Below are 22,358 nucleotides of genomic sequence, written 5' to 3'. Positions count from 1 at the left end.
GCCCGAGCCAGCGCGGCGGCTGGCGGTGGGCTTTGACTTGCTCCCGACTCCGTAGTAACTACGCTCCTCGGGCGAGAATCGCGCGTGATTTCAGCCCGTTTCCCGAAGCGCCCACCAGCTCCGGGGTAAACTCACGCTAGGTCTTGGCGGCGCGGACCAGGAGCATCCGGTCACTGAAGGCGCGGATGCGTCCCTCCTCCACCGTGAAGCTGAAGGCTTCGCGGCAGCGGGCTGGCGCCTCCAGGACGAAGCGGTCCAGGGCCGCCCGGGCCTCGGCGGTCATGCGCATCCGCCCCGTCCACTCCTCCCAGGGCCGGACCTTGGCCACCACCGCCTCGTCCAGCGGAGCGAGACCGGCGGCGCTGAGGTACTCCGCCCACTCGGCCTGGCTCAGCGACCTCACATGCGAGGGATCGCGGCGCTTCTCCACCTCGAGGATGAAGGCGGCCAGTTCGGGGTCTTCGTGGCCCAGGATGTCCTGGAGCAGGAAGGTGCCCCCTGGCTGAAGGACGCGAGCGACCTGCCGGAGAGCCGCCGGCACGTCCGGAAAGTGATGCGCGGCAATGCGACAGGTCGCGGCGCCGAAGGCGGCGTCCCGGAAGGGCAGGGCCTCGACGTCGGCGCCAAGGAAGCGGATGGTCGTCATGCCCTGCGTGGCGGCGAAGGCCCGCGCCGCCTGCAGCATGGGCTCGGTGAGGTCGGTGGCCACCACGGTGGGCGTGAAGGCCGAGAAGGCCAGGGCGGCGTGGCCGCCTCCCGTCGCGATGTCCAGGAGGCGGCTGGCTCCCGTCGAGCGCCCCCAGGCCACCAGACGCTCCAGGTCGAGCCCGCCGGCATGGCCGGCGCTCCGGACATAGGCCTCGGCCGTGGCACCGAAGCGGGCCTGCACCTCCGCCTTCTGGCTCCGGGTCACCCCTTGCTCCGGTCGGCGAGGTGGCGCAGGAGGAAATCGGCGTCCAGCGGAGTCAGATCGAACCGGCGGCTCGCCTCGTCGATGAGCCTGACGCGGTCGGCCGCCGGGTTGTCACGAAGCTGCTCGTCGATCCACGTGATCGCCTGCTTGATGGGCGCCTCGCCCTGAGCCATGGCGCTCAGCCGAAGATCTTCCTGAGCCCGCCCAGGAAACCGGTGTCGCCCTCCTGGGCGAGCACCTGGCCCAGCTCGCCCCAGTCGAACCACAAGCCGCCGCACGCGGAGCACTTGTCCAGCTCCACCTTACGGTAGGCGATGGTCACGAGGGAGGCCCCGCACTTGGGGCAGCGGTTCCGCGCCACCGCCAGCACGCGCTGGCGCTCCGCGGCCTCGGCTTCCTTCTCCTGCTCGGCCAGGGCCTTCTTCCGGCGCTCGAACTCCAGCCGCGCGAAGTACTCCTCCTCCTGCTCGCTGGGTGTCACTGGCATCGCGATGGGCTCCTTTACTTGCCGCGTTCCCGCTCGTAGGTCGTCTTCCACTCCTTGTTGAGATCCTCGACGCCGGGAATCACCTTGATGGTGCTCCACGCGGCGCGGGCCGCGCCCCGCATGGCGTAGTAGAGGGTCTCGGAGATCTCGTCGTCCGTTGCGCCGGCTTGCTTCGCAGCCGCGAAGCGTCCGGGCACTCAGGAGGTGCAGCCGGCGGCCGCCATGGCGGCCATCGCGACCAGCTGCATGGTCTTCGGGTCGAGGGCCCCTTCACGATAGTAGATGCCGGCGAACTCCTTCATCTCGGCCATACGGTCCTCCTCGCACTGTGGGTGGGTGATGTGGGCCAGTCCCGCCCGGCGCGGGCGCCGGCGCCAGTATAGCCGGGCCCCGGGACCGCCTCAACCGGCCACGGTCTGTCGCTAGAGGTGGCGGACCGGCCGCCGGGAGCGGTCGACGCTCTTGCGGTAGGCGTCGAAGGAGCTGACCAGCTCCGGCGGGCGCCCGGACCTGCGATCCAGGGTGAAGCAGGAGAAGGTGATGTCGTGGGCCAGCGGGCAATCCCGGTAGAGCTGTCCCGCGACCTTCTGCGGGTTCTCCGAGCGCGTGATCTCGAAGTCCTCGTGCCCGCGCAGGGGTGGCTCGCGCTCCCCGTGCTTGGTCCGCACCCATTTCATGGTGCCGCCGAGGAGATAGGAGAGGAAAAGACAGTCCACGAGCATCGATTCCGTCCAGGGGATGGCCTTCTGGTAGCCGGCGATGAAGCGGGCGCCGGTGCGGATGAGGAAGTCGCGCGCCGTGTCCGGGATCACGAAGTCGCAGGCGCCGAAGATGTAGCCGACGCGCGGGCTGGGCCGGCAATGCTCGACGAGGGCGCCGAGACGGATGACGCGGTTGCCGATTCCCCTCAGCGTGCGCCCCTGCCCATGCGAGGCGATGTAGCAGACCTGAAAGGACCGCCGGCGGCGCACCTCCTCCAGGAGGAGACCCAGATCGTAGTTGCTGTAGAAGCGCCGGTAGACGAGGCTGACCCGGATGCCTTCCCAGGCCAGCGACTGCTTGATGGCCTTGAGGTAGGGGAGCACCGAGGGCTCCTCCTCGAGGAGCTGGCCCTTCCGGTTCCACATGGACTCGAGCACGACCAGACCGGGCATGGGGCGGCAATCTTACCACGCCAGGACCGCCCGTCTATTGGCTGATAAGAGATACGGCCAATTGGCTCTTTACACTGCGCCTGATGACACGATAATGGCTGGTATGGTGGGGTCATGAAGATTCCCCTGAGGCGCACGGGCGGGGAGGGCGGGCGTGTCCCGCTGGCCCGGCAGATCCAGGCCCATCTCGAGCGATTGATCCGCCAGGGGCTCCTCGCGCCCGGCGTGAAGCTGCCGGCCTCGAGGGAGCTGGCGCGCGACGTCGGCGTGAACCGAACCACCGTGGCCGCGGCCTACGAGGAGCTGATCGCGGCGGGCTGGGCCAGGGCGCACGTGGGACAGGGCACCTTCGTCGCCGAGCGGGTCCCCGCATCGGCGGAGCCCGTCCCGGTCGCCGTGCCGCGGCTCGACTGGTCCGAGCTCCTCTCCAGGCGGGCCCAGGTTGCGATGGCCGACACGCACCGGCGGCGAAGCTACAGCCAACCGGTCCGGACGGCCCCCGGAACGATCTCCTTCGCCGGTGGGATGCCGGACAGCGCGCTGTTCCCCACGGATGCCTTCCGCCGTGTCCTCAACCGGGTCATCAGGGAAGAGGGCCGAGAGCTGCTCCAGTACTACCCTCCGACCGGTTATCCCCCCCTGCGCCGGTACCTGGCTCGCTACCTGCTGCGCTTCGGGGTCGAGGCCCACCCGGAGGAGATCCTGATCGTCAACGGCTCCCAGCAGGGCTTTGATCTGGTGGCTCGCACGCTGCTCGATCCGGGAGACCTCGTGGCCATCGAGCAGCCCTCCTATCCGCGCGCCATGCAGGTGTTCCGCTCCTTCGGCGCGGAGCTCCTGCCCGTGCCCATGGCGGCCTCCGGGCTCTCCCTGTCCCATCTCGAGCGGCTGCTCGAGCGCCAGGCGCCCAAGTTCCTCTACTGCCAGCCCAGCGCGCACAACCCCACCGGGCTCACCATGCCATTGGCCGTGCGGCAGCGCCTCGTGGACCTGGCGGTCCGGCACAGGCTTCCCATCGTCGAGGACGGCTTCGATGGCACGCTCTTCTGGGGGGAGCGGCCCCCGGGACCGCTCAAGGCCATGGATCCCGCGGGGCTGGTGATCTACATCGGCACGTTCTCCAAGATCCTTTTCCCCGGACTCAGGCTCGGCTGGCTCGTGGCGCCACCGGCCCTGATCGAGCGGCTCGACATGGCCAAGCAGCTGGCCGACATCCATACGAGCCCTCTGCTCCAGGCAGCCGTGTACCACTTCTGCGAGGGCCGGCTCCTCGAGCGGCATCAGGTGCGGGTGCTGCGCGAGTACGGCCGGCGCCGGTCCGCGCTGCTGGATTCCCTCGCGCGCCTCATGCCCCCGGGCGTCACGTGGACCGAGACCGAGGGCGGCTTCTCGCTCCTCCTCACGCTGCCCGAGGGGCTCGAGACCGCCGCGCTGTTCCCGCGGGCGCAGGCGCGCGGCGTGACCTTCACGCCGGGGGAGGCCTTCTTCACCGACGGCGGCGGCGAGCGCTCCCTGCGGCTGTCGTTCTCGGCCGTCGCGCTGTCGCAGATCGAGGAAGGGATGAAACGGCTCGGCGATGCGATCCGGGAGCTGGGGCGGCACCCCGCCCCCCCGGCCCGCGAGCCGGAGATGGCCGTTCCCCTCGTGTAATGAGAGGAGGAGACCGGGCGTGAACTTCCATACCCTGGCAGCGCGGGGTGGCCGCGACACGGTCTCGGCGAGCCGCCCGCTCACGGCCCCGATCTATCAGACCAACGTCTACGTCTTCGAGGACATGGAGACGGTGGAGTCCGTCTGGGAAGGCAAGACCGCCGGCTACGTCTACGGGCGCTACGGCACAGGCAACCACACCATGCTCGAGGACCTGGTGGCGCGGCTCGAGGGCGCCGAGGCCGCCGTGGCCTGCGCGTCGGGGATGGGGGCCACGACGGCGCTGCTCCTTGGGCTGTTCTCGGCCGGCGACCACCTGGTGGCGGCGCGCGATCTCTACGGGACCACGGCATCCTTCCTGCGATCAGAGGGCGCGCGACTCGGAGTGGAGACGACCTTCGTGGACGCCACTGACGCCGGGCGCATCCTCGAGGCCTGCGCGCCACGCACCCGGGCCGTCTTCGTCGAGGCCCTGTCCAACCCCCTGCTGCTCCTGGCGGACCTCCCCGCGCTGTCGGCGGGGCTCGAGCGCCGCGGCGTCGCGCTCATCGTGGACGCCTCCATGGCCTCGCCGGCCGTCCTCCGCCCCATCGAGCACGGGGCCACCGTGGTGGTGCACAGCCTGACCAAGTTCATCTCGGGGCATGGCGACATGACGGGCGGACTGGTGCTGGGCCGCAGGGAGAGCATGGACAGGCTGCGCGAGGCGATGATCCGGGCAGGCACCAACCTCGGCCCCTTCGACGCCTGGCTGGCCGTGCGCGGCGCCCGGACGCTCGGCGTGCGGCTCGAGCGGCAGTCGGCCACGGCCCTCCAGCTGGCGCAGTTCCTCGAGCGCCATCCAGCCGTGGCGCGCGTTCACTATCCGGGGCTCCCGTCCCATCGGCAGCATGTCCTGGCCCGGCGGCTGATGCCGGGGCCCATGGGCGCCATCCTCTCGGTGGATCTCGGGGGCGGGGCGCTGGCGGTGGAGCGGCTCATGGCGCGGACGCGGCTGCTCGAGTTCGCGCCGAGCTTCGGCGATGTGGCGACGACCTGGACCTACCCGGCGCGCACCTCCCACCGCCGCCTCTCCGACGAGGACAAGGCGGCCATGGGCATCGGCCCGGGCCTCGTGCGCATCTCGGTAGGGCTGGAGGACCCCGGTGATCTGATCGAAGACCTCCAGCAAGCCCTCGAATAGCCACGATGGTCGCCCGGCCGCCCCGATGAGCGCCGAAGGCGCGAAGAGGCCCAACCGCCACACCGAGGTCATCCCCATTCAAGCAACATGGAGAAAGCGCCGAAGGCGCGAAGAGGCCCAACCGCCAAATCGAGGTCATCCACGCCGAAGGCGCGAAGAGGCCCGACCGCCACACCGAGGTCATCCCCATTCAAGCAACATGGAGAAGGCGCCGAAGGCGCGAAGAGGCCCGACCGCCACACCGAGGTCATCCACATTCAAGCAACATGGAGAAAGCGCCGAAGGCGCGAAGAGGCCCCGGTTGCCCGGGCGCCCCGATGAGCCCCAAGAGGGGCGAAGAGGCCCAACCGCCACACCGAAGTCATCCACATTCGAGCGACATAAAGGAGAACAGAGACATGGAGATCGGGACGCTGAGACTGAAGGTCGGGCTGGCCGAGATGCTCAAGGGTGGCGTGATCATGGACGTCACCAACGCCGAGCAGGCGAAGATCGCCGAGGACGCCGGTGCCGTGGCCGTGATGGCGCTCGAGCGTGTGCCGTCAGATATCCGTCGAGACGGCGGGGTGGCCCGCATGTCGCCAGTGCGGAAGATCAAGGAGATCCAGCAGGCGGTCTCCATCCCGGTGATGGCGAAGTGCCGCATCGGGCATTTCGTCGAGGCGCAGATCCTGGAGGCGCTGGGGGTGGACTACATCGACGAGTCCGAGGTCCTGACGCCGGCCGACGAGCACTTCCACGTGGACAAGTTCGCCTTCAAGGTGCCCTTCGTCTGCGGCTGTCGTGACCTCGGTGAGGCCCTCAGGCGAATCGGCGAGGGCGCCGCGATGATCCGCACCAAGGGCGAGGCGGGCTCCGGCAACATCGTCGAGGCCGTGCGTCACATGCGCGCGGTGGTGTCCGGCCTCAAGCGGCTCACCACGCTCGGGCCCGAGGAACTGATGACGGAGGCAAAGAACCTGGGGGCGCCCTACGAGCTGGTGCGGTGGATCGCCGGGCAGGGCAAGCTGCCGGTGCCCAACTTCTCGGCGGGCGGCATCGCGACCCCTGCGGACGCCGCGCTCATGATGCAGCTCGGAGCCGAGGCCGTCTTCGTAGGATCGGGCATCTTCAAGTCGGCGGATCCGGCCGTGCGGGCCCGCGCCATCGTCCAGGCCACGACCCGCTACAAGGACCCCGACGTACTGGCCAAGGTCTCCGAGGACCTGGGCGAGGCCATGCCGGGCATCGAGACCTCCAAGCTCAAGGAATCCGACCTCCTCCAGACGCGGGGGTGGTAGGGCGAGGGGAGCCGTGCCGCACGGCGAGCCGAGCGGAAGAAGGAAGTCAGCCGAGCGGAGCGAGGCGGGCGAGGGGGCGAGCCGAGCGGAAGAAGGAAGTCAGCCGAGCGGAGCGAGGCGGGCGAGGGGAGCCGTGCCGCACGGCGAGCCGAGCGAGGACGGAGATCCGGTGAACGTGAACGAGCCAGGGCATATGAAGATCGGGGTGCTGGCGCTCCAGGGTGATTTCGACCTCCACCGGAAGGCGCTGGCGCGGATCGGCGTTTCCTCGGTGGAGGTGCGGAAGGCAGAGCAGCTCGAGGAGGTGTCGGGGCTCGTCATTCCCGGTGGCGAGAGCACGACGCTCCTCAAGCTCATGGACGCCTGGGACTTCATCCCTGCCCTGGGCCGGTTCCATGGGGCGGGCCGGCCGATCTTCGGCACCTGCGCCGGCCTCATCCTCCTCGCCCGCGAGGTGGCGCACCCCGCGCAGCGCTCGCTGGGCTTCATCGACATCACGGCCGAGCGCAACGCCTACGGCCGGCAGAAGGAGTCCTTCGAGACCGAGCTTGGGGCCGACCTCGGTCAGGGACACGTGCGGTTCAAGGCGGTGTTCATCCGCGCCCCGCGGATCCGGCGACTCGGCCCTGCAGTCAGGCCGCTGGCCGAGCTTGGAGGCGAGTGCGTGATGGCCCGGCAGGGCAGCGTCCTGGTCGCCGCCTTCCATCCAGAGCTCACCGAGGATCTCACCGTCCACCAGTACTTCACCGCGATGGTCCGCGCCGCGCCCCCGGCACCCGCTCACATGGTGGACTTGGCAGCTGGCGGACCTGACGGGAGCACCGGCTAGTCGGCCATCTCGCCCTCTTTTCCCATAGCAAACGACCAGTTGACAGCAGGGGGGGTATCGAGGGCATAGTGTGGTCGGACCAACCGACCAATGACCACCCCTCATCGAATCCATCGGAATCTCGCCCGGGCCTTCGTGCCTGCGTAGGAGGTCAGCATGGCGCATTTCACCTGCGAGGTCGTGTACCGGGGCATCTTCCAGAAGAACCTGGCCTCGCGCATCTGCAGGGGAATCGTCTTCTCCGCGCGCAAGGCGGGCCGCTGGGGCATCGCCTTCGGCCGCTACGGCGACAGCCCGCAGCGCAACGGCATCCCCGCCAAGGACTTCGCCATCGTGGCCGACAGCCAGGAGGAGCTCGAGCAGAACATGGCGCGCTACGAGCCCCAGGAGGTCGATGTCACGATCTGCGTGGACGACACGCTGGCCAAGGGCGTCGAGTCCTGGGCGTGGTACGGCCTGCAGCCGATCAACCGGCTCACCTTGCCCGGCGGCACCGTGCTGATGACCTCGCTCCAGCCGGCGGAGGATCTCCTGAAGGACATCCACAAGAAGGAGGCCGCCTACACGCTGGCGCTGGTCAGGGCCAAGGCCTCCTTCTCGGGGCTCTGGGTGTACCGCGAGGATCACACGGAGGCACGCGTCCTCGGGGCCCTGGCCAGGATCAAGCCCGACTTCCTCTCCCTCGACGCCGTGTGCCAGGCCATCAAGGACGCGGAGTGGGGCTCGGAGGTCAAGGTGGCCTCGGCGCGCAAGGCCCATGAGCGGCTCGAGACCCGGCCGGTGAACATCACCGAGGGCAACGCCGAGACGCCATTCTCCTTCGAGAAGCCGAAGTGGTGGGAGATGCGGGAAGGCGTCAGCATCCCGGCCATCCCCGTGGGCAAGCCCATGGAGGGCGGCAAGGGCTATGTGCCGGAACGGAACCCGTACTTCAAGAAGTTCACGACCCGCACGATGCGGCCGGTCATCGACTTCGACAAGTGCGTGAAGTGCACGCTCTGCTGGCTGCAATGCCCCGATTCCTGCTTCAACGTCACCCCGGACGGTCTCTACGACGCCGACATGGAGGCCTGCTGCGGCTGCGGCGTCTGCGAGGCGGTGTGCCCCGCCAAGGAGTGCATCACCATGGTGAGCGAGGCCGCCTTCGACGATAACGCGAGTCAGTGGGAGGCGTGGCGGAAGGACAAGGACAGGTACCGGGCGTGGCTTGCGGCCAAGGTCAGCGACAAGGCCCACGTCGCGCGCTCCCACGGCTTCCGCTTCCGCGGGCAGTACGCCCAGGAATTGAAGCAAGATCTTGACACGGGCGGCATGGAGATCACCACGGGCATCCCCGGCGAGAACGCCGACAGGAAGACACCCTAGGAACGAGGGGAGCGAGCCACGAGGCGCGGGCGGGCGACAGCCCGGGGGCCCGCGGGGCAGGGGACGGACGAGGGGAGCGAGCCACGAGGCGCGGGCGGGCGACAGCCCGGGGGCCCGCGCCATGGTGACAAGGAGACCACGATGGCTGTCGAGACCAAGATGCCGGCGGCGGCCCCCGGCGACACGGAGATGCTTATCTCCGGCAGTGAGGCCTGCGCGGAAGCGTTGACGCTGGCGGACATCGACGTCGTCACCGCGTATCCCATCCGCCCCTACGATACGGTGATGCAGGCCATCGCCAAGAAGATCGCCAACGGCAAGCTCGTGGCCGAGTACATCGTGGCCGAGGGCGAACACAGCCAGTTCGAGATCGTCAAGCACGCCTCGACGGTAGGCGCCCGCGTGTTCTGCGGCTCCTCGGGCGTCGGCTGGATGTACGCCATGGAGTGCCTGACGGTGACGCCGCCGCTCCGCGTCCCCATGGTCGCCATGGTGGGCAACCGCGCCCTGGACGATCCGGGCGCCTTCGGCGTCGAGCACAACGACGCCCTCGTGGTGCGCGACCTCGGCTGGCTGCTCACCTGGGTGGACACGGCTCAGGAGATGCTCGACACGGCACTCCTGGCATACCGCATCGCCGAGGACCGGCGAGTCTTCCTGCCCATCGCCATCTCGGCTGACGGCGCCTTCCTCACGCATTCCCAGGCGCTGGTCCAGGTGCCCACCAAGGCCAAGGTGGACCGTTTCCTGCCGAAGTACGACCGGGGCGACTTGCAGCTGCATCCGGACAACCCCATCTCCGTGGCGCCCCAGGCCAACGAGGACTGGGTGATCGAGATCCGGCGGCAGAACAACGAGGCCATGAGCCGCGCCTATACCGTCATCGAGGAGGCCTACGCCGACTTCAGGAAGGTCTTCGGCCGCGGCCCGGACAACCCGTGGTTCGAGGAGTACATGACGGCGGACGCCGAAGTCATCCTGATGGGTATGGGGACCATCTCGCTGCCCTTGAAGGTCGGGATCCGCAACATGCGGGCCCAGGGCAAGAAGGTCGGACTGATCCGGCCGAGGTGGTTCCGGCCCTTCCCCACCGAGAAGCTGGCCGCGGCGCTGGCGCGGGCCGGTGCCATCGGCGTCATCGATCGCGACTACTCGTTCGGCTCGCCCTTCGGCTCGGGCGTGGTCGCCAACGAGATCCGGGCCGCCCTCTACAACGCCGACAAGCGGCCGCCGCTCCTGTCCTTCATCGGGGGACTCGGCGGGCGCGAGGTCACGCTGGCGGACGTCTCCAAGGTAGCCGACATGTGCTTCGCGGCCGCCAGGGCCGGCAAGTCCGACCTGAAGACCCACTGGCTCGGTGTCCGCGAATAGGGACGAGGCGAAGCCACCACATGGCAAGCCCCGCGCAGCGGGGCGTTGCCGGTAAGTAAAGGGCGTCGCCGAGACGCCGAGGCAAGGAGAAACACCCATGCCAGAGACCTTCACCAACGCCACACAGGCCCTGCCGCTCTTCAAGGGCGTGAAGAAGGTGTCCGTGGAGGAGTACTTCACCTCCGGGCACCGCACCTGCCAGGGATGCGAATCGGCCCTCGTCATGCGGCTCATGATCAAGGCCGCGGGGCCGCGGACCATCGTGCTCGGCGCCACGGGCTGCATGTACGTGGCGAACACCACCTACTACACGACACCCTGGGTGGTGCCGTGGATGCACACGCAGCTCGGCTCGTCGGGGTCCGCGGCGCTCGGCACCGCGGCCGGCCTCAAGGCGCTCATGCGAAAGGGGCGGATGAAGGCCGAGCCCATCAACGTCATCGCCTTCTGCGGTGACGGGGGAGGCGCCGACATGGGGCTCGCCGCCATCTCGGCGACGCTCACCCACAAGGAGTACAACTGCCTCATCTTCCTCTACGACAACGAGTCGTACGCCAACACGGACATCCAGGTCTCGGGCTCGACGCCCTACGGCGCCCATACCACCTTCAGCCCCCCCGGCTCCGTGAAGCGCATCCTGCACACGCGCTGGAAGAAGAACACGGCCGGCATGCTCGCGGCCGGGCATCCGGAGTGCCGCTACGTGGCCACGGTGGACGCCTCCTACGCCGTGGACATGATGAACAAGGTGCGGAAGGCGCTCTCGATCGGCGGGCCCACCTTCATCCACTCCTTCGATCCCTGCCCGAAGGGGTGGGACTTCGACCCGATGCTCTCCCACGAGCTGGGCGAGCTGGCCGTCGAGACGGGCATCTTCCCCCTCTACGAGGTCGAGGACGGCGTGGTTCGCCACTACGGCAAGACCAAGGCCATCGCCGAGGGGCGCCCGCGCAGGCCCGTCCGGGAGTACCTGCTCAAGCAGGGGCGCTTCGCCCACTTCACCGAGGAGGACCTGGACTATTTCCAGTCCAAGGTTGACGAGATGTGGAACAAGTGGGAGATTCCCGGCGTTATCCCGTTCTGGAAGGAGAAGAGGCCGGTAGTGCCGATGCCCTAGTGCGTGTCGGCATCGCCCGCAGGGCCGGGACCCCGGGGTCCCTGGAGCCCGGCCCTGGCGCGGTGCGAAGGGCAAGCCCCGCTGTCCTCCGGACTCCGGCAGTTCCCGACCGCGATCGGGAGAATGGCCTCACACCCGCAGCACGACCGCGAGGAGGATGCCGCATGGGACTCCGACGGGGACCTCTTGCCTGTCTGATCATCGCCCTCACGCTGTGCACGGCCCTGCCGCTGGCCGCCCACGCCGCCTGGGAGCCCACCAAGCCCATCGAGTTCGTGATCCCGGCCGGCACCGGCGGCGGGGCGGACCAGATGGCCCGCCTCATCGCGGGGATCGCCGAGAAGCACAAGCTCTCCCCGCGGCCCCTCATCGTGGTCAACAAGTCCGGCGGCGCCGGAGCCGAAGGGTTCCTGCACGTCAAGGGCAAGAAGGGCGACGCCCACACCATCATCATCACGCTCTCCAACCTCTTCACCACGCCGTTACACACCGGCGTTCCGTTCAACTGGAAGGATCTGACCCCTGTCGCCCGCATGGCGCTCGACCAGTTCATCCTCTGGGTGAACGGCGAGACGCCCTACAAGACCGCCAAGGAATACCTCGCGGCCGTGAAGGAGAAGGGCGGGGTCATGAAGATGGGCGGGACCGGCTCCGCCCAGGAGGACCAGATCATCACGATCCTGCTGGAGCAGTCCCAGGGGGTGAAGTTCACCTACGTCCCCTTCAAGGGCGGCGGCGAGGTCTGCGTGAACCTCGTGGGCAAGCACGTGGACTCCACGGTGAACAACCCCATCGAGTGCGCCAGCCACTGGAAGGCGGGGCGGGTCCGACCCCTGGCGGTGTTCGATACCGCGCGCATCCCGGACGCCGACTGGAAGGACATCCCGACGATCAAGGAAGCGATCGGCGCGGACATCAACTACCTCATGCTGCGCGGCATCTTCGGCGCGCCCGACATGCCCAAGGAAGCCGTGGAGTGGTACCAGGGCTTCCTCAAGAAGGTCTATGACTCCGCCGAGTTCAAGGAGTACCTCTCCAGGGGCGCACTCAAGCCCTCCTGGCTCACCGGCCCCGACTATGTCAAGTGGGTGGCGGGGGCGGAACAGCTCCACAAGGAGCTCATGACCAAGGGCGGCCTCCTCAAGAAGTAGGCGGGCCAGGTCCTCGATCGTCCCGGTCCCGGCCGCCCGATGCGTGCCGCTAACCTGATCACGGCAGCGATCCTCGCCGCGGTGGGCGTGCTCGTCCTGGTGGATGCCCTGCGCCTGGGGATCCGCTGGGGGACGGACGGGCCCCAGAGCGGCTTCTTCCCGTTCTGGCTCGCCGTCCTCCTGATCGGGTGCTGCCTGGCGATCGCGGTCAAGGCCGGCCGGCGCGCCAGCCCCTATGCCTTCGTGACCCGCCAGGCACTCGGCCCGGTGCTGGCGGTGGTGGGCCCGGCGGCCGCCTTCGTCGTGCTCACGCAGGCCATCGGCCTCTATGTCGCGGCGGCGCTCTACCTGGCCTTCTACATGCGGTGGGTCGGACGGCACTCGTGGGCGGCCGCCGCGGGGTTGGCCGTCGCGTTCCCCGTGATCACCTTCCTCGTCTTCGAAAGATGGTTCCTCGTGCCCATGCCCAAGGGCCCGCTCGAGGCCTGGCTGGGCTACTAGTGCGAGCCCAACGGCGCGTGCGCTCAACGTACGTCCGAGTACGCCTCGCGCCCCCGCCTCCCGATTGCTTGGTGGGGCGCTAGCCGATGGGCCTCGAGAATCTCCTGTTGGGGTTCCAGGTCGCCCTGCAGCCCCACAACCTGATGGTCGCGGTGGTCGGCATCGCGCTGGGCACGGTCATCGGCGTGCTCCCGGGCCTCGGGGGAGCCAACGGGGTGGCCATCCTGCTGCCGCTGACCTTCACCATGCCCCCGACCTCCGCCATCATCCTGCTGACGAGCCTGTACTGGGGCGCGCTGTTCGGCGGGGCCATCACCTCCATCCTTTTCAACATCCCCGGGGAGCCCTGGTCCGTGGCCACCACCTTCGACGGCTTCCCCATGGCCCGGCGGGGGGAGGGAGGGCAGGCCCTGACCGCCGCCTTCACGTCGTCCTTCGTGGGCGCGCTGTTCTCCGTGGTGCTGATCACCCTGTTCGCCCCGGTCCTGGCGGAGGTCGCCCTCCGGTTCGGTCCGCCCGAGTTCTTCGCCATCCAGCTCCTGACCTTCTCGTCGTTCATCGGTCTGGGCGGCGGCAGCCCCGTCAAGTCCCTCGTCTCCATCCTCCTGGGCTTCGTCCTGGCCTCCGTGGGCCTGGACATCGTCACCGGCGCGCTGCGCCTGACCTTCGGGTTCACGGAGCTCATGAAGGGCTTCGACTTCATCGTCGCCGTCATCGGGCTCTTCGGCATCGGCGAGATCCTCCTCACGGTGGAGGAGGGGCTCTCCTTCAGAGGGGCGAGCGCCCGGATCAACCCGCGCGTGGTGTGGGAGACGTGGAGAACGCTGCCGCGGTACTGGCGCACCTTCATCCGCGGCTCCATGATCGGATTCTGGATGGGCTTCAAGCCCGGCGGCGCCACGCCGGCCTCGTTCATGAGCTACGCCTTCGCCAAGCGCTTCTCCCGGCACCCGGAGGGCTTCGGCAAGGGTGAGATCGAGGGGGTGGTGGCCCCGGAGACCGCGGCGCATGCGGCCGGCGGCGCTGCCCTCCTGCCGATGATCACGCTGGGCATCCCCGGCTCGCCCACGGCCGCGGTCATGCTGGGCGGGCTCATCATCTGGGGCCTGCAGCCGGGGCCCATGCTGTTCAAGGAGCAGCCCGAGTTCGTCTGGGGACTCATCGCCAGCATGTACACCGGCAACGTCATCGGCGTCGCCATGGTGCTGCTCTTCGTGCCGTTCTTCGCGGCCATCCTGCGGATTCCCTTCGCGATCCTGACCCCGCTCATCGTCGCCGTGTGCGCCATCGGGGCCTACTCCGTCCATGGCAGCATGATCGACATCTGGTATATGCTGGTGTTCGGCGTGATCGGCTACGTGTTCAAGAAGCTCGACTACCCGCTGGCCCCGCTCGTGCTCGCCCTCGTCCTGGGCGACTTGGCCGAGAACGCGCTCCGGCAGAGCCTGATCATGTCGCAGGGCTCGCTGCTCATCCTCCTGAATCGACCCATCTCCGGCGCCATCACGGCCGTGGCGCTCTTCTTCTTCGCCTTGCCGCTGATCACGCCCTACTGGCGCCGCCTCCGGGGCCGCGCCGTCGCGCCCGCGCAGGGCGGCAGCTGATGCCGGAGCGTCCGGGGGAGCCGTGAGCCTCGATTTCATCGTCGGTGTCCTGAAGATCGTCGTGATCGATCTGGCCCTGGCCGGCGACAACGCGCTCGTCATCGCGCTCGCCGTCCGCACCCTGCCGAAGCGGCAGCAGCTCCAGGGGCGGATCTGGGGGGCAGCGGGGGCCGTGGGCCTGCGCCTGATCTTCATCGCGATCATCACGTACTTGCTCCGCATCCCCCTGCTGCAAGTCGTCGGCGGCCTCGCGCTCGTCTGGATCGCCATCAAGCTCGTGCGCCAGTCGGATGGGGGCGGCGGGGAAGGACATGTCCGGCACGGCACGACCCTGCTCGAGGCCATCTGGATCATCATCGTCGCTGACGTGGTGATGAGTCTCGACAACGTCATCGGCGTCGCGGGCGCCGCCGAGGGGAATCTGACGCTGGTGGTCTTCGGGATCGGGCTCTCCATTCCCATCGTCGTCTGGGGGAGCGGGGTCCTGGCGACCCTCATGAACCGGTATGCGTGGATCATCCTGATCGCGGGCGGGATCCTGGGCGAGGTGGCCGGGAAGATGATCGTCCACGACGATTTCGTGGTCCAGCGGATCGGGGAGACCCCGCGCCTGGTCGAGTGGACCGTGCGTGCGGTGCTGGCGGGCGGGATCATGCTGGTGGGCTGGATGACGGCCCGGCGGCGGGCGCTGGCCGGGAGCGAGGCGGGCGTGGAATGACCGCCGACGGGCGTCCCGCCGACTGGCCGGACGTGGAGCCGATCAAGTCCACCCGGATCTACGAGGAGATCGTCCGCCAGGTCAAGCAGCTCATCGGCGAGGGGAGGCTCCGGTCCGGCGACCGGCTGCCCCCCGAGCGGGAGCTGGCCGAGAAGTTCAGGGTGAGCCGCACCTCGGTGCGGGAGGCGCTCCGCTCGCTCGAGAGCCGGGGTCTCATCGAGATCCGGGCGGGAGAGGGCGCCTTCGTCCGGGACATCTCGGTGGAGACCCTCATCGAGCCGCTGGCCCTGGTGATCCTCCCACATCGCGAGGCGGTGGGGGAGCTCTTCGAGGCCCGCCGCCTGATCGAGCCGGCCATCGCAGGGCTGGCCGCCCGGCGGGCCACCGCCGAGGAACTGGCCGAGATGGAGCGCATCCTGGAGGTCCAGGAGAAGGAGGTGGCCCAGGGGCGGACCGGGCTGGCGCAGGATGCCGCCTTTCACGCCGCCCTGGCCAACAGCACCCACAACCGCGCCATCACCCGCATCGTGAGCGCGCTCGTGGACCTGCTCACCCAGAGCCGGGAGGAGCTGCTTCAGACCCCCGGGCGTCCGACGCGATCGCATCGGGACCACGCGCGGATCCTCGAGGCGATCCGGAATCGCGACGAGCCGGCCGCGCAGCAAGCCGTGCTCGACCATCTCGTCGCCGTCGAGCGGCTGGTGATGGGCTCCCTGAGCGCGGGGACGCGAGAGTCCGGTGCGGGCCCCGCCCCGCGGAAGAGCCCCTCCAGCTGACCCGCGACCCCACGTAAGTGCCCGTGGAGGAAGAATATTCGTTGACATCCCCGATCGGCTCCCTTAGCATTAGCGGCTAGCGTGGAAGTCGGCTCCAGGCCCCTCGTGGGCCTGTCTTTTTCTCCTGTCAGGAGCGATCGCAGCCGGAGGGGCACTGAATGGGGAAGGCAGGGTCGGGGAGGCAGTCGCGGGCAAAGGCTCCGAAGCGAGGCGTGCGCGGGCCGAAGTACGTGTACTTCTTCGCCAGCGGCAAGGCGGAGGGTTCGAGCGCCATGCGCGACCTCCTGGGCGGCAAGGGGTGCGAGATCGCCGAGATGACCAACCTCGGCATCCCGGTGCCGCCCGGCTTCACGATCACCACGCAGGCCTGGGCCGCATACGTGGCCGGGGGCAAGAAGCAGCCCGGTGGCCTCTGGGCCCAGGTCCTCGACGGCCTCGCGCGCCTGGAAGCTTCGGTCGGGCTCAAGCTGGGGGACCCCGAGCGTCCGCTGCTCGTCTCCGTCCGCTCAGGGGCGCGGGCCTCGATGCCCGGCATGATGGACACCGTGCTCAACCTCGGCCTCAACGACAAGACGGTGACAGGGCTGGCGCGCTGGACGAAGAACGAGCGCTTCGCCTGGGACTGTTACCGGCGCTTCATCACCATCTTCGCGGATGTGGTCCTCGGCATCGACCGCCGGGCCTTCGACAAGCTGCTGGACGAGACCAAGGACCGGACCGGCGCCGGGACGGATGCGGAGGTCCCGGCAGAAGCGCTCCAGGGGCTCGTGTCCGACTCCAAGCGGCTCGTGCAGGAGCAGACCGGGCAGCCCTTCCCGCAGGACCCGTCCGAGCAGCTGCGGCTGGCCATCAATGCCGTCTTCGACTCGTGGTTCGCCAAGAAGGCGGTCGACTACCGGCGCATCCATCGCCTGCCCGACGACTGGGGCACGGCGGTCACGGTGATGGCCATGGTGTTCGGCAACCTGGGCGAGACCTCCGGCACCGGGGTCTGCTTCACCCGCGACCCCTCCACGGGGGAGCGGCGCTTCTTCGGTGAGTTCCTGATCAACGCCCAGGGCGAGGACGTGGTGGCGGGGATCCGGACGCCCGAGCCGGTGAGCGCGCTGGAGCGGCGCCTGCCCAAGGTGTACGCCCAGCTGGTCACGATCAAGGACCGGCTGGAGAAGCACTACCGGGACATGCAGGACATCGAGTTCACCGTGCAGGAGGGACGGCTCTTCATCCTGCAGACGCGCTCGGGCAAGCGGACGGCGGCGGCGGCCGTCCGCGTCGCCGTGGAGATGGTCAAGGAGGGGCTCGTCAAGAAGCGGGGCGACGCCCTCCTGCGGGTCGATCCCGCCTCCCTGCACCAGCTCCTGCACCCCACCGTGGACCCGGGAGCCCGGTACGCGGCCATCGCCCGCGGCCTGCCGGCGGCGCCCGGCGCGGCGTCCGGCAAGGTCGTGTTCGACCCGGAGCAGGCGGTGGAGATGGCGCTCCGCAACGAGCACGTCATCCTGGTCCGGACCGAGACCTCCCCCGAGGACGTGGCGGGCATGCACGCCGCCCAGGGCATCCTCACCTCTCGCGGCGGCCTCACCTCCCACGCTGCCGTCGTCGCGCGCGGCATGGGCAAGTGCTGCGTGGTGGGCGCGGGGGACGTGGTGGTGGACGAGGAGAACCGCCTCTTCCGCGCGGGCCGCAGCGTGGTGCGGGAGGGGCAGGTGATCACGCTCAACGGGTCCACCGGCGAGGTGATCGTCGGTACCGTGCCGCTGGTGGAGCCCACGCTCTCCCGGGAGTTCAAGCAGCTCCTGGGGTGGGCGCGGGAGGTCAGCACCACGCGAGTCCGGGCCAACGCCGACACGCCGCGGGACGCGCGGGCCGCCCGCGAGTTCGAGGCCGAGGGCATCGGGCTGGTCCGCACCGAGCACATGTTCTTCGGCGAGGAGCGCATTCCGATCGTCCGCGAGATGATCATGGCGCAGGACACCGAGGCGCGGCAAGCCGCGGTGGCCCGCCTCCTGCCCTTCCAGCGGGAGGACTTCGAGGGGATCTTCACCGCCATGGCGGGCTTCCCGGTGACGATCCGGCTGCTGGACCCGCCGCTCCACGAGTTCCTCCCGAAGTACAAGGACGTGCTCGAGGAGTACACGAAGCTCGATGCGCTGCGCATCAACCCCGCGCACCACGCGGAACTGGGCGCCCTCAAGGCGCGGCTCGAGGCGCTGATGGAGCAGAACCCGATGCTCGGGCACCGTGGGTGCCGGCTCGGGATCACCTTCCCCGAGATCTACGAGATGCAGGTGCGCGCCATCATGGAGGCCGCCTGCGCGGTGGCGAAGCGAGGGATCAAGGTGGAGCCCGAGATCATGATCCCGCTCACGGGGACTCTGGCCGAGATGAAGGTCACCGACGAGATGACCCGGCGGGTGGCGGCGGCGGTGGAAGGGGAGATGGGGGCGCGCATTCCCTACACGGTGGGCACCATGATCGAGCTGCCGCGGGCGGCGCTCATCGCGGATCAGATGGCGCAGTGCGCCGAATTCTTTTCCTTCGGCACCAACGACCTGACGCAGATGACCTTCGGCTACAGCCGGGACGACATCGGCAAGTTCCTGCCCTACTACCTCGAGCACAAGATCCTCCCGTTCGATCCCTTCGCCGTGCTGGACCAGGAAGGCGTCGGGGAGATGATCAAGATCGGCATCGAGCGTGGGCGCCGGACGCGCCCGAAGCTGAAGGTGGGGATCTGCGGCGAGCACGGCGGGGAGCCCTCGTCCGTGGAGTTCTGTCACCGCGTGGGCATGAACTACGTGTCCTGCTCCCCCTTCATGGTTCCCATCGCCTGGCTGGCGGCGGCGCAGGCGCAGATCAAGGAGCCCCGTGCCGTCCGCGGAGGGAAGCGACATGCGTGAGCACGCGGGCGTCTACATCCCGGTGCCCACCCCGTACAGGGGAGACGCGGTGGCGACGGATCGGCTCCAGGCCAACCTCGAGCGCTGGAACGCGACCCCCCTCGACGGCTATGTGATCCTCGGCTCCACGGGCGAGTTCCCGATGCTCTCGGATGCCGAGCGGGACGCGGTGCTGGTGGCCGCGCGCGGAGCGATCCCGCGCGACCGCGCCATGATCGCCGGCACGGGGTGCAACTCGACGCTCCAGACCATCCGCCAGACACGGCGGGCGGCCGAGATCGGGGCGGACGCGGCCATCGTCATCACGCCGCATTACTTCACGAAGGCCTTTGCCCAGGCGGCCGCCCAGATCCGGCACTACCTGGCCGTGGCCGAAGCCTCGCCGATCCCGATCCTGATCTACAACTTCCCCCTCAACACCGGGATCAACCTGGAGCCCGATACGGTGGCGCGCATCGCCGAGCATCCGAACGTGCGAGGCATCAAGGACTCCTCTGGCAACATCCCGCAAGCGGCGCAGATCATCCACCTCACGCCCAAGAGCTTCCACGTGCTGGTTGGGGCCGCGGCGGCGCTCCTGCCCTCGCTGGCCATCGGGTCGTCCGGCGGCATCCTCGCGCTGGCCGTGATCGCGGCGCGGGAGTTCTGCGAGGTGTACGCGCTGGCGCGGCAGGGGCGCTGGGAGGAGGCGAAGGGGATCGCGGCGCGCATGATGCTGGCCGACCGCGGCGTGGCGGGACGCCATGGCATCGGCGGGCTCAAGGCGGCGCTGGATCTGCAGGGCTTCTACGGCGGCCCCTGCCGGGCGCCCCTGGGCACGCCGGACGGCGACGCGATCGACGAGATCAAGGAGGTCCTCGCCTCGGCGGGACTCCTCTAGGAGGACAGGGTCGTGAAGCTTTCAGGGGCGCGGATCGTGCTCGAGTGCTTGAAGCGCGAGGGGGTGGACGTCGTCTTCGGGCTGCCCGGCGGGGCGGTGCTGCCGATCTACGACGTGCTGCACGACTTCAAGGGGCTCCGGCACATCCTGGTCCGGCAGGAGGCCGCCGCCGGGCATGCGGCGGAGGGGTACTCGCGGACCACGGGCAAGATCGGGGTGTGCCTGGTCACCTCCGGCCCCGCGGCGACCAATCTGGTGACCGCGCTCCAGGACGCGCTCATGGACTCGATTCCGCTGGTGGCCTTCACGGGCCAGGTGCCGACCCATCTCATCGGCAACGACGCCTTCCAGGAGGCGGACAACGTGGGCATCACGCGGTCCGCCACCAAGCACAACTTCCTCGTGAAGGACGGCAACGACCTGGCGGCGATCATCAAGGAGGCCTTCCACATCGCCGGGACGGGGCGCCCGGGGCCCGTGCACGTGGACCTGCCCAAGGACGTGCTGGTCAAGGAGTGGGCCTTCGACTACCCGGAGACCGTCCACCTCCGCTCCTACAACCCGACGTACGAGGGGCACCCGGGGCAGATCAAGAAGGCGGCCCGCGCCATCGTGCGGGCCAAGCGGCCCGTGCTGTACGTGGGCGGCGGCATCATCTCCTCGGACGCCTCGCCCGAGTTGCGGGCGCTGGTGGACCTGACGCAGATCCCGGTGACGCAGACCCTCATGGGGCTCGGGGCCTTCCCCATGGCCGACCCGCTCTCGCTGGACATGCTCGGCATGCACGGCACGTACTACGCCAACATGGCCGTCCACCACTCCGACGTGCTGGTGGCCATCGGGGCGCGCTTCGACGACCGCGTCACCGGGCGCGTGGACGCCTTCGCCCCCCATGCCGAGATCATCCACATCGACATCGACCCCTCCTCCATCTCCAAGAACATCAAGGTCGACATCCCCATCGTCGGGGACTGCAAGCGCGTGCTGGGCAAGCTCGTGGAGGCGCTGCACGAGGAGCTCCGCACCTATCCGGCGAGTGGAGTCCGCGAGGCCCGCAAGCAGTGGATGGGCCAGGTCGCGGAGTGGAAACGCGACTTCCCGCTGCACTACGAGTGGAGCGACGAGGTCGTCAAGCCCCAGCACGTGGTCCAGGAGATCTCCAACCTGACCGCTGGCGAGGCGCTGATCGTCACCGGGGTCGGCCAGCACCAGATGTGGGTGGCGCAGTACTACCGCTTCAAGCACCCGCGGGCCTGGTGCACGTCGGGGGGGCTCGGCACCATGGGCTACGGGCTCCCGACGGCCATGGGCGTCCAGGCGGGGAACCCCGGCAAGCTCGTCGTCAACGTCGACGGGGACGGCTCGTTCCAGATGAACAGCCAGGAGCTGGCGACCTGCGTCGAGGAGAAGCTGCCGGTGAAGACCGTGATCATCAACAACGGCGGCCACGGCATGGTGCGCCAGTGGCAACGGCTCATCTACAAGGAGCGCTACTGCGCCAGCGATCTCGGCGGCAGCCCCGACTTCGTCCGGCTGGCCGAGGCCTACGGGTGCACGGGTCTCCGCGTGACCCGGCCCAGCGAGGTCGTGCCCGCGCTGGAGAAGATGATCGCGACGCCGGGCCCGGTCGTGCTGGACGTGACCGTGGACAAGCACGAGTGCGTCTTCCCCATGGTCCCGGCGGGCGGCGCCAACATCGACATGATCCTGGCCCCGCCCAGCGTAGACGTGCGCGACAAGGCTGCCCGGTCGCAGACGGGGTTTTGATCGGCGGGGGCCTCGACGCCCCCCGCCGATGACTCCCCCACGGGGGCGCGGGCGTCGCGCGCGCTCGAAACGGCAAGGCCAGAGGCTGCACGAGGAGAGGACGACGGGTGCAGGAGACCGAGGCGAAGAAGCACACGATCGCGGTGCTGGTGGAGAACAAGTTCGGCGTGCTGTCGCGCGTGGCCGGGCTGTTCTCGGCCCGGGGCTACAACATCGAGAGCCTGTCGGTGGGCGAGACCCTGGACCCGACCGTCTCCCGGATGACGCTGGTCGTGCACGGCGACGCGTTCGTCCTCGAACAGGTCATGAAGCAGCTGCACAAGCTGATCGACGTCATCAAGGTGACGGACCTCAGCGAGGAGGACCACGTCGAGCGCGAGATGCTGCTGATCCGGGTGAACGCCGAGCCCGGCGTCCGGGCGGAGATCCTGCGGGTGGGCGACATCTTCCGGGCCAAGGTGGTGGACGTGACCGCCACGACGTACACCCTCGAGGTCACGGGCGAGGAGACGAAGATCGACGCCATCATCGAGCTGCTGCGGCCGTTCGGCATCCAGGAGCTCGTGCGCACCGGCAAGGTGGCCATCGCCCGCGGTCCGAAGACTCGGCTCCGCAAGGCGGACCAGAAGCTGGGAAAGCCGAAGTCGGCTCTCCCTCCGGCGCCCCAGGACCCCCGGGTCGTCGGGTTCGCGGACTAACCAGTCAAGGAGAC

At 69.0% G+C, this 22,358-nt stretch carries 22 protein-coding genes; 16 read left to right on the top strand and 6 right to left on the bottom strand.

The genetic code is table 11. The features are described 5' to 3' along the window. Positions 1-136: 136 nt before the first annotated feature. The 6 genes from HYV93_12270 to HYV93_12245 all read right to left on the bottom strand — a co-directional run bounded on the left by HYV93_12270 (position 137) and on the right by HYV93_12245 (position 2,554). Positions 137-913, bottom strand: a complete 777-nt coding sequence (locus tag HYV93_12270; protein ID MBI2526745.1) for a methyltransferase domain-containing protein — start codon at positions 911-913, stop codon at positions 137-139. Then, positions 910-1,086, bottom strand: coding sequence for a hypothetical protein (locus tag HYV93_12265; GenBank protein MBI2526744.1), 177 nt, complete (start codon positions 1,084-1,086; stop codon positions 910-912). Before HYV93_12265 ends, HYV93_12270 begins: the two co-directional genes overlap by 4 nt. Before the next feature lie 5 nt (positions 1,087-1,091). Next, positions 1,092-1,400, bottom strand: coding sequence for a zf-TFIIB domain-containing protein (locus HYV93_12260; GenBank protein ID MBI2526743.1), 309 nt, complete (start codon positions 1,398-1,400; stop codon positions 1,092-1,094). A gap of 14 nt (positions 1,401-1,414) precedes the next feature. Next, on the bottom strand, positions 1,415-1,597 hold the full coding sequence (locus HYV93_12255; GenBank protein MBI2526742.1) for a hypothetical protein: 183 nt from the start codon (positions 1,595-1,597) through the stop codon (positions 1,415-1,417). After that, entirely contained in the window at positions 1,598-1,711 is a 114-nt protein-coding gene (locus tag HYV93_12250) for a carboxymuconolactone decarboxylase family protein (protein ID MBI2526741.1), read from the bottom strand. A 111-nt stretch (positions 1,712-1,822) separates the two neighbouring features. Beyond that, the gene (locus HYV93_12245; protein ID MBI2526740.1) at positions 1,823-2,554 is read right to left on the bottom strand and encodes a hypothetical protein; all 732 of its coding nucleotides are present in this window, start codon (positions 2,552-2,554) and stop codon (positions 1,823-1,825) included. A 114-nt stretch (positions 2,555-2,668) separates the two neighbouring features. Here HYV93_12245 and HYV93_12240 point away from each other — a divergent pair, with 114 nt between their 5' ends. The 16 genes from HYV93_12240 to ilvN all read left to right on the top strand — a co-directional run bounded on the left by HYV93_12240 (position 2,669) and on the right by ilvN (position 22,344). Further along, a complete protein-coding gene (locus HYV93_12240) occupies positions 2,669-4,204 on the top strand; it encodes a PLP-dependent aminotransferase family protein (protein MBI2526739.1) in 1,536 nt (511 codons plus the stop codon). Positions 4,205-4,223: 19 nt separating this feature from the next. Next, positions 4,224-5,387, top strand: a complete 1,164-nt coding sequence (locus HYV93_12235) for a PLP-dependent transferase (GenBank protein ID MBI2526738.1) — start codon at positions 4,224-4,226, stop codon at positions 5,385-5,387. 398 nt (positions 5,388-5,785) lie between these two features. Continuing rightward, on the top strand, positions 5,786-6,667 hold the full coding sequence (gene pdxS / locus HYV93_12230; protein MBI2526737.1) for a pyridoxal 5'-phosphate synthase lyase subunit PdxS: 882 nt from the start codon (positions 5,786-5,788) through the stop codon (positions 6,665-6,667). A gap of 193 nt (positions 6,668-6,860) precedes the next feature. Next, complete coding sequence (gene pdxT / locus HYV93_12225) at positions 6,861-7,496, top strand: pyridoxal 5'-phosphate synthase glutaminase subunit PdxT (GenBank protein MBI2526736.1); 636 nt, start codon at positions 6,861-6,863, stop codon at positions 7,494-7,496. A 156-nt stretch (positions 7,497-7,652) separates the two neighbouring features. Then, complete coding sequence (locus tag HYV93_12220) at positions 7,653-8,861, top strand: (4Fe-4S)-binding protein (GenBank protein MBI2526735.1); 1,209 nt, start codon at positions 7,653-7,655, stop codon at positions 8,859-8,861. 159 nt (positions 8,862-9,020) lie between these two features. Beyond that, a complete protein-coding gene (locus HYV93_12215) occupies positions 9,021-10,232 on the top strand; it encodes a pyruvate ferredoxin oxidoreductase (protein ID MBI2526734.1) in 1,212 nt (403 codons plus the stop codon). A 97-nt stretch (positions 10,233-10,329) separates the two neighbouring features. Continuing rightward, positions 10,330-11,349 (top strand): pyruvate synthase, encoded by a 1,020-nt coding sequence (locus HYV93_12210; protein ID MBI2526733.1) that lies wholly within the window; start codon positions 10,330-10,332, stop codon positions 11,347-11,349. Between the two features lie 164 nt (positions 11,350-11,513). Continuing rightward, the gene (locus tag HYV93_12205) at positions 11,514-12,500 is read left to right on the top strand and encodes a tripartite tricarboxylate transporter substrate binding protein (GenBank protein MBI2526732.1); all 987 of its coding nucleotides are present in this window, start codon (positions 11,514-11,516) and stop codon (positions 12,498-12,500) included. Positions 12,501-12,539: 39 nt separating this feature from the next. Next, positions 12,540-13,001, top strand: a complete 462-nt coding sequence (locus tag HYV93_12200) for a tripartite tricarboxylate transporter TctB family protein (GenBank protein MBI2526731.1) — start codon at positions 12,540-12,542, stop codon at positions 12,999-13,001. Between the two features lie 86 nt (positions 13,002-13,087). Further along, positions 13,088-14,605 (top strand): tripartite tricarboxylate transporter permease, encoded by a 1,518-nt coding sequence (locus tag HYV93_12195; protein ID MBI2526730.1) that lies wholly within the window; start codon positions 13,088-13,090, stop codon positions 14,603-14,605. 22 nt (positions 14,606-14,627) lie between these two features. Continuing rightward, a complete protein-coding gene (locus HYV93_12190) occupies positions 14,628-15,323 on the top strand; it encodes a TerC family protein (protein ID MBI2526729.1) in 696 nt (231 codons plus the stop codon). Further along, positions 15,320-16,099 carry a FadR family transcriptional regulator gene (locus HYV93_12185; protein ID MBI2526728.1) on the top strand — a complete coding sequence of 260 codons (780 nt, stop codon included), beginning with the start codon at positions 15,320-15,322 and terminating at the stop codon, positions 16,097-16,099. The genes HYV93_12190 and HYV93_12185 overlap by 4 nt, the downstream gene beginning before the upstream one ends. 212 nt (positions 16,100-16,311) lie before the next feature. Then, the gene (locus HYV93_12180) at positions 16,312-18,999 is read left to right on the top strand and encodes a pyruvate, phosphate dikinase (GenBank protein ID MBI2526727.1); all 2,688 of its coding nucleotides are present in this window, start codon (positions 16,312-16,314) and stop codon (positions 18,997-18,999) included. After that, complete coding sequence (locus tag HYV93_12175; GenBank protein MBI2526726.1) at positions 18,992-19,879, top strand: dihydrodipicolinate synthase family protein; 888 nt, start codon at positions 18,992-18,994, stop codon at positions 19,877-19,879. The genes HYV93_12180 and HYV93_12175 overlap by 8 nt, the downstream gene beginning before the upstream one ends. 12 nt (positions 19,880-19,891) lie before the next feature. Then, positions 19,892-21,646: a biosynthetic-type acetolactate synthase large subunit gene (ilvB, locus tag HYV93_12170; GenBank protein ID MBI2526725.1), complete on the top strand. Its 1,755-nt coding sequence runs from the start codon at positions 19,892-19,894 to the stop codon at positions 21,644-21,646. Between the two features lie 107 nt (positions 21,647-21,753). After that, positions 21,754-22,344 (top strand): acetolactate synthase small subunit, encoded by a 591-nt coding sequence (gene ilvN, locus HYV93_12165; GenBank protein ID MBI2526724.1) that lies wholly within the window; start codon positions 21,754-21,756, stop codon positions 22,342-22,344. The last annotated feature ends 14 nt before the right edge of the window (positions 22,345-22,358 follow it).

This window comes from Candidatus Rokuibacteriota bacterium (genome assembly GCA_016188005.1).
Classification (GTDB): domain Bacteria; phylum Methylomirabilota; class Methylomirabilia; order Rokubacteriales; family CSP1-6; genus UBA12499.
Note: the sequence above shows the minus strand (reverse complement) of the source record. Positions and strands in the feature narration are given on the sequence as shown.

Excerpts from the sequence above, each read along its gene's own strand:
- HYV93_12265 (MBI2526744.1), bottom strand. The coding sequence starts at position 1,086 with ATGGCTCAGGGCGAGGCGCCCATCAAGCAGGCGATCACGTGGATCGAC.
- HYV93_12260 (MBI2526743.1), bottom strand. The coding sequence starts at position 1,400 with ATGCCAGTGACACCCAGCGAGCAGGAGGAGGAGTACTTCGCGCGGCTG.
- HYV93_12250 (MBI2526741.1), bottom strand. The coding sequence starts at position 1,711 with ATGGCCGAGATGAAGGAGTTCGCCGGCATCTACTATCGTGAAGGGGCC.
- HYV93_12245 (MBI2526740.1), bottom strand. The coding sequence starts at position 2,554 with ATGCCCGGTCTGGTCGTGCTCGAGTCCATGTGGAACCGGAAGGGCCAG.
- HYV93_12240 (MBI2526739.1), top strand. The coding sequence starts at position 2,669 with ATGAAGATTCCCCTGAGGCGCACGGGCGGGGAGGGCGGGCGTGTCCCG.
- pdxS (MBI2526737.1), top strand. The coding sequence starts at position 5,786 with ATGGAGATCGGGACGCTGAGACTGAAGGTCGGGCTGGCCGAGATGCTC.
- pdxT (MBI2526736.1), top strand. The coding sequence starts at position 6,861 with ATGAAGATCGGGGTGCTGGCGCTCCAGGGTGATTTCGACCTCCACCGG.
- HYV93_12220 (MBI2526735.1), top strand. The coding sequence starts at position 7,653 with ATGGCGCATTTCACCTGCGAGGTCGTGTACCGGGGCATCTTCCAGAAG.
- HYV93_12215 (MBI2526734.1), top strand. The coding sequence starts at position 9,021 with ATGCCGGCGGCGGCCCCCGGCGACACGGAGATGCTTATCTCCGGCAGT.
- HYV93_12210 (MBI2526733.1), top strand. The coding sequence starts at position 10,330 with ATGCCAGAGACCTTCACCAACGCCACACAGGCCCTGCCGCTCTTCAAG.
- HYV93_12205 (MBI2526732.1), top strand. The coding sequence starts at position 11,514 with ATGGGACTCCGACGGGGACCTCTTGCCTGTCTGATCATCGCCCTCACG.
- HYV93_12200 (MBI2526731.1), top strand. The coding sequence starts at position 12,540 with ATGCGTGCCGCTAACCTGATCACGGCAGCGATCCTCGCCGCGGTGGGC.
- HYV93_12195 (MBI2526730.1), top strand. The coding sequence starts at position 13,088 with ATGGGCCTCGAGAATCTCCTGTTGGGGTTCCAGGTCGCCCTGCAGCCC.
- HYV93_12185 (MBI2526728.1), top strand. The coding sequence starts at position 15,320 with ATGACCGCCGACGGGCGTCCCGCCGACTGGCCGGACGTGGAGCCGATC.
- HYV93_12175 (MBI2526726.1), top strand. The coding sequence starts at position 18,992 with ATGCGTGAGCACGCGGGCGTCTACATCCCGGTGCCCACCCCGTACAGG.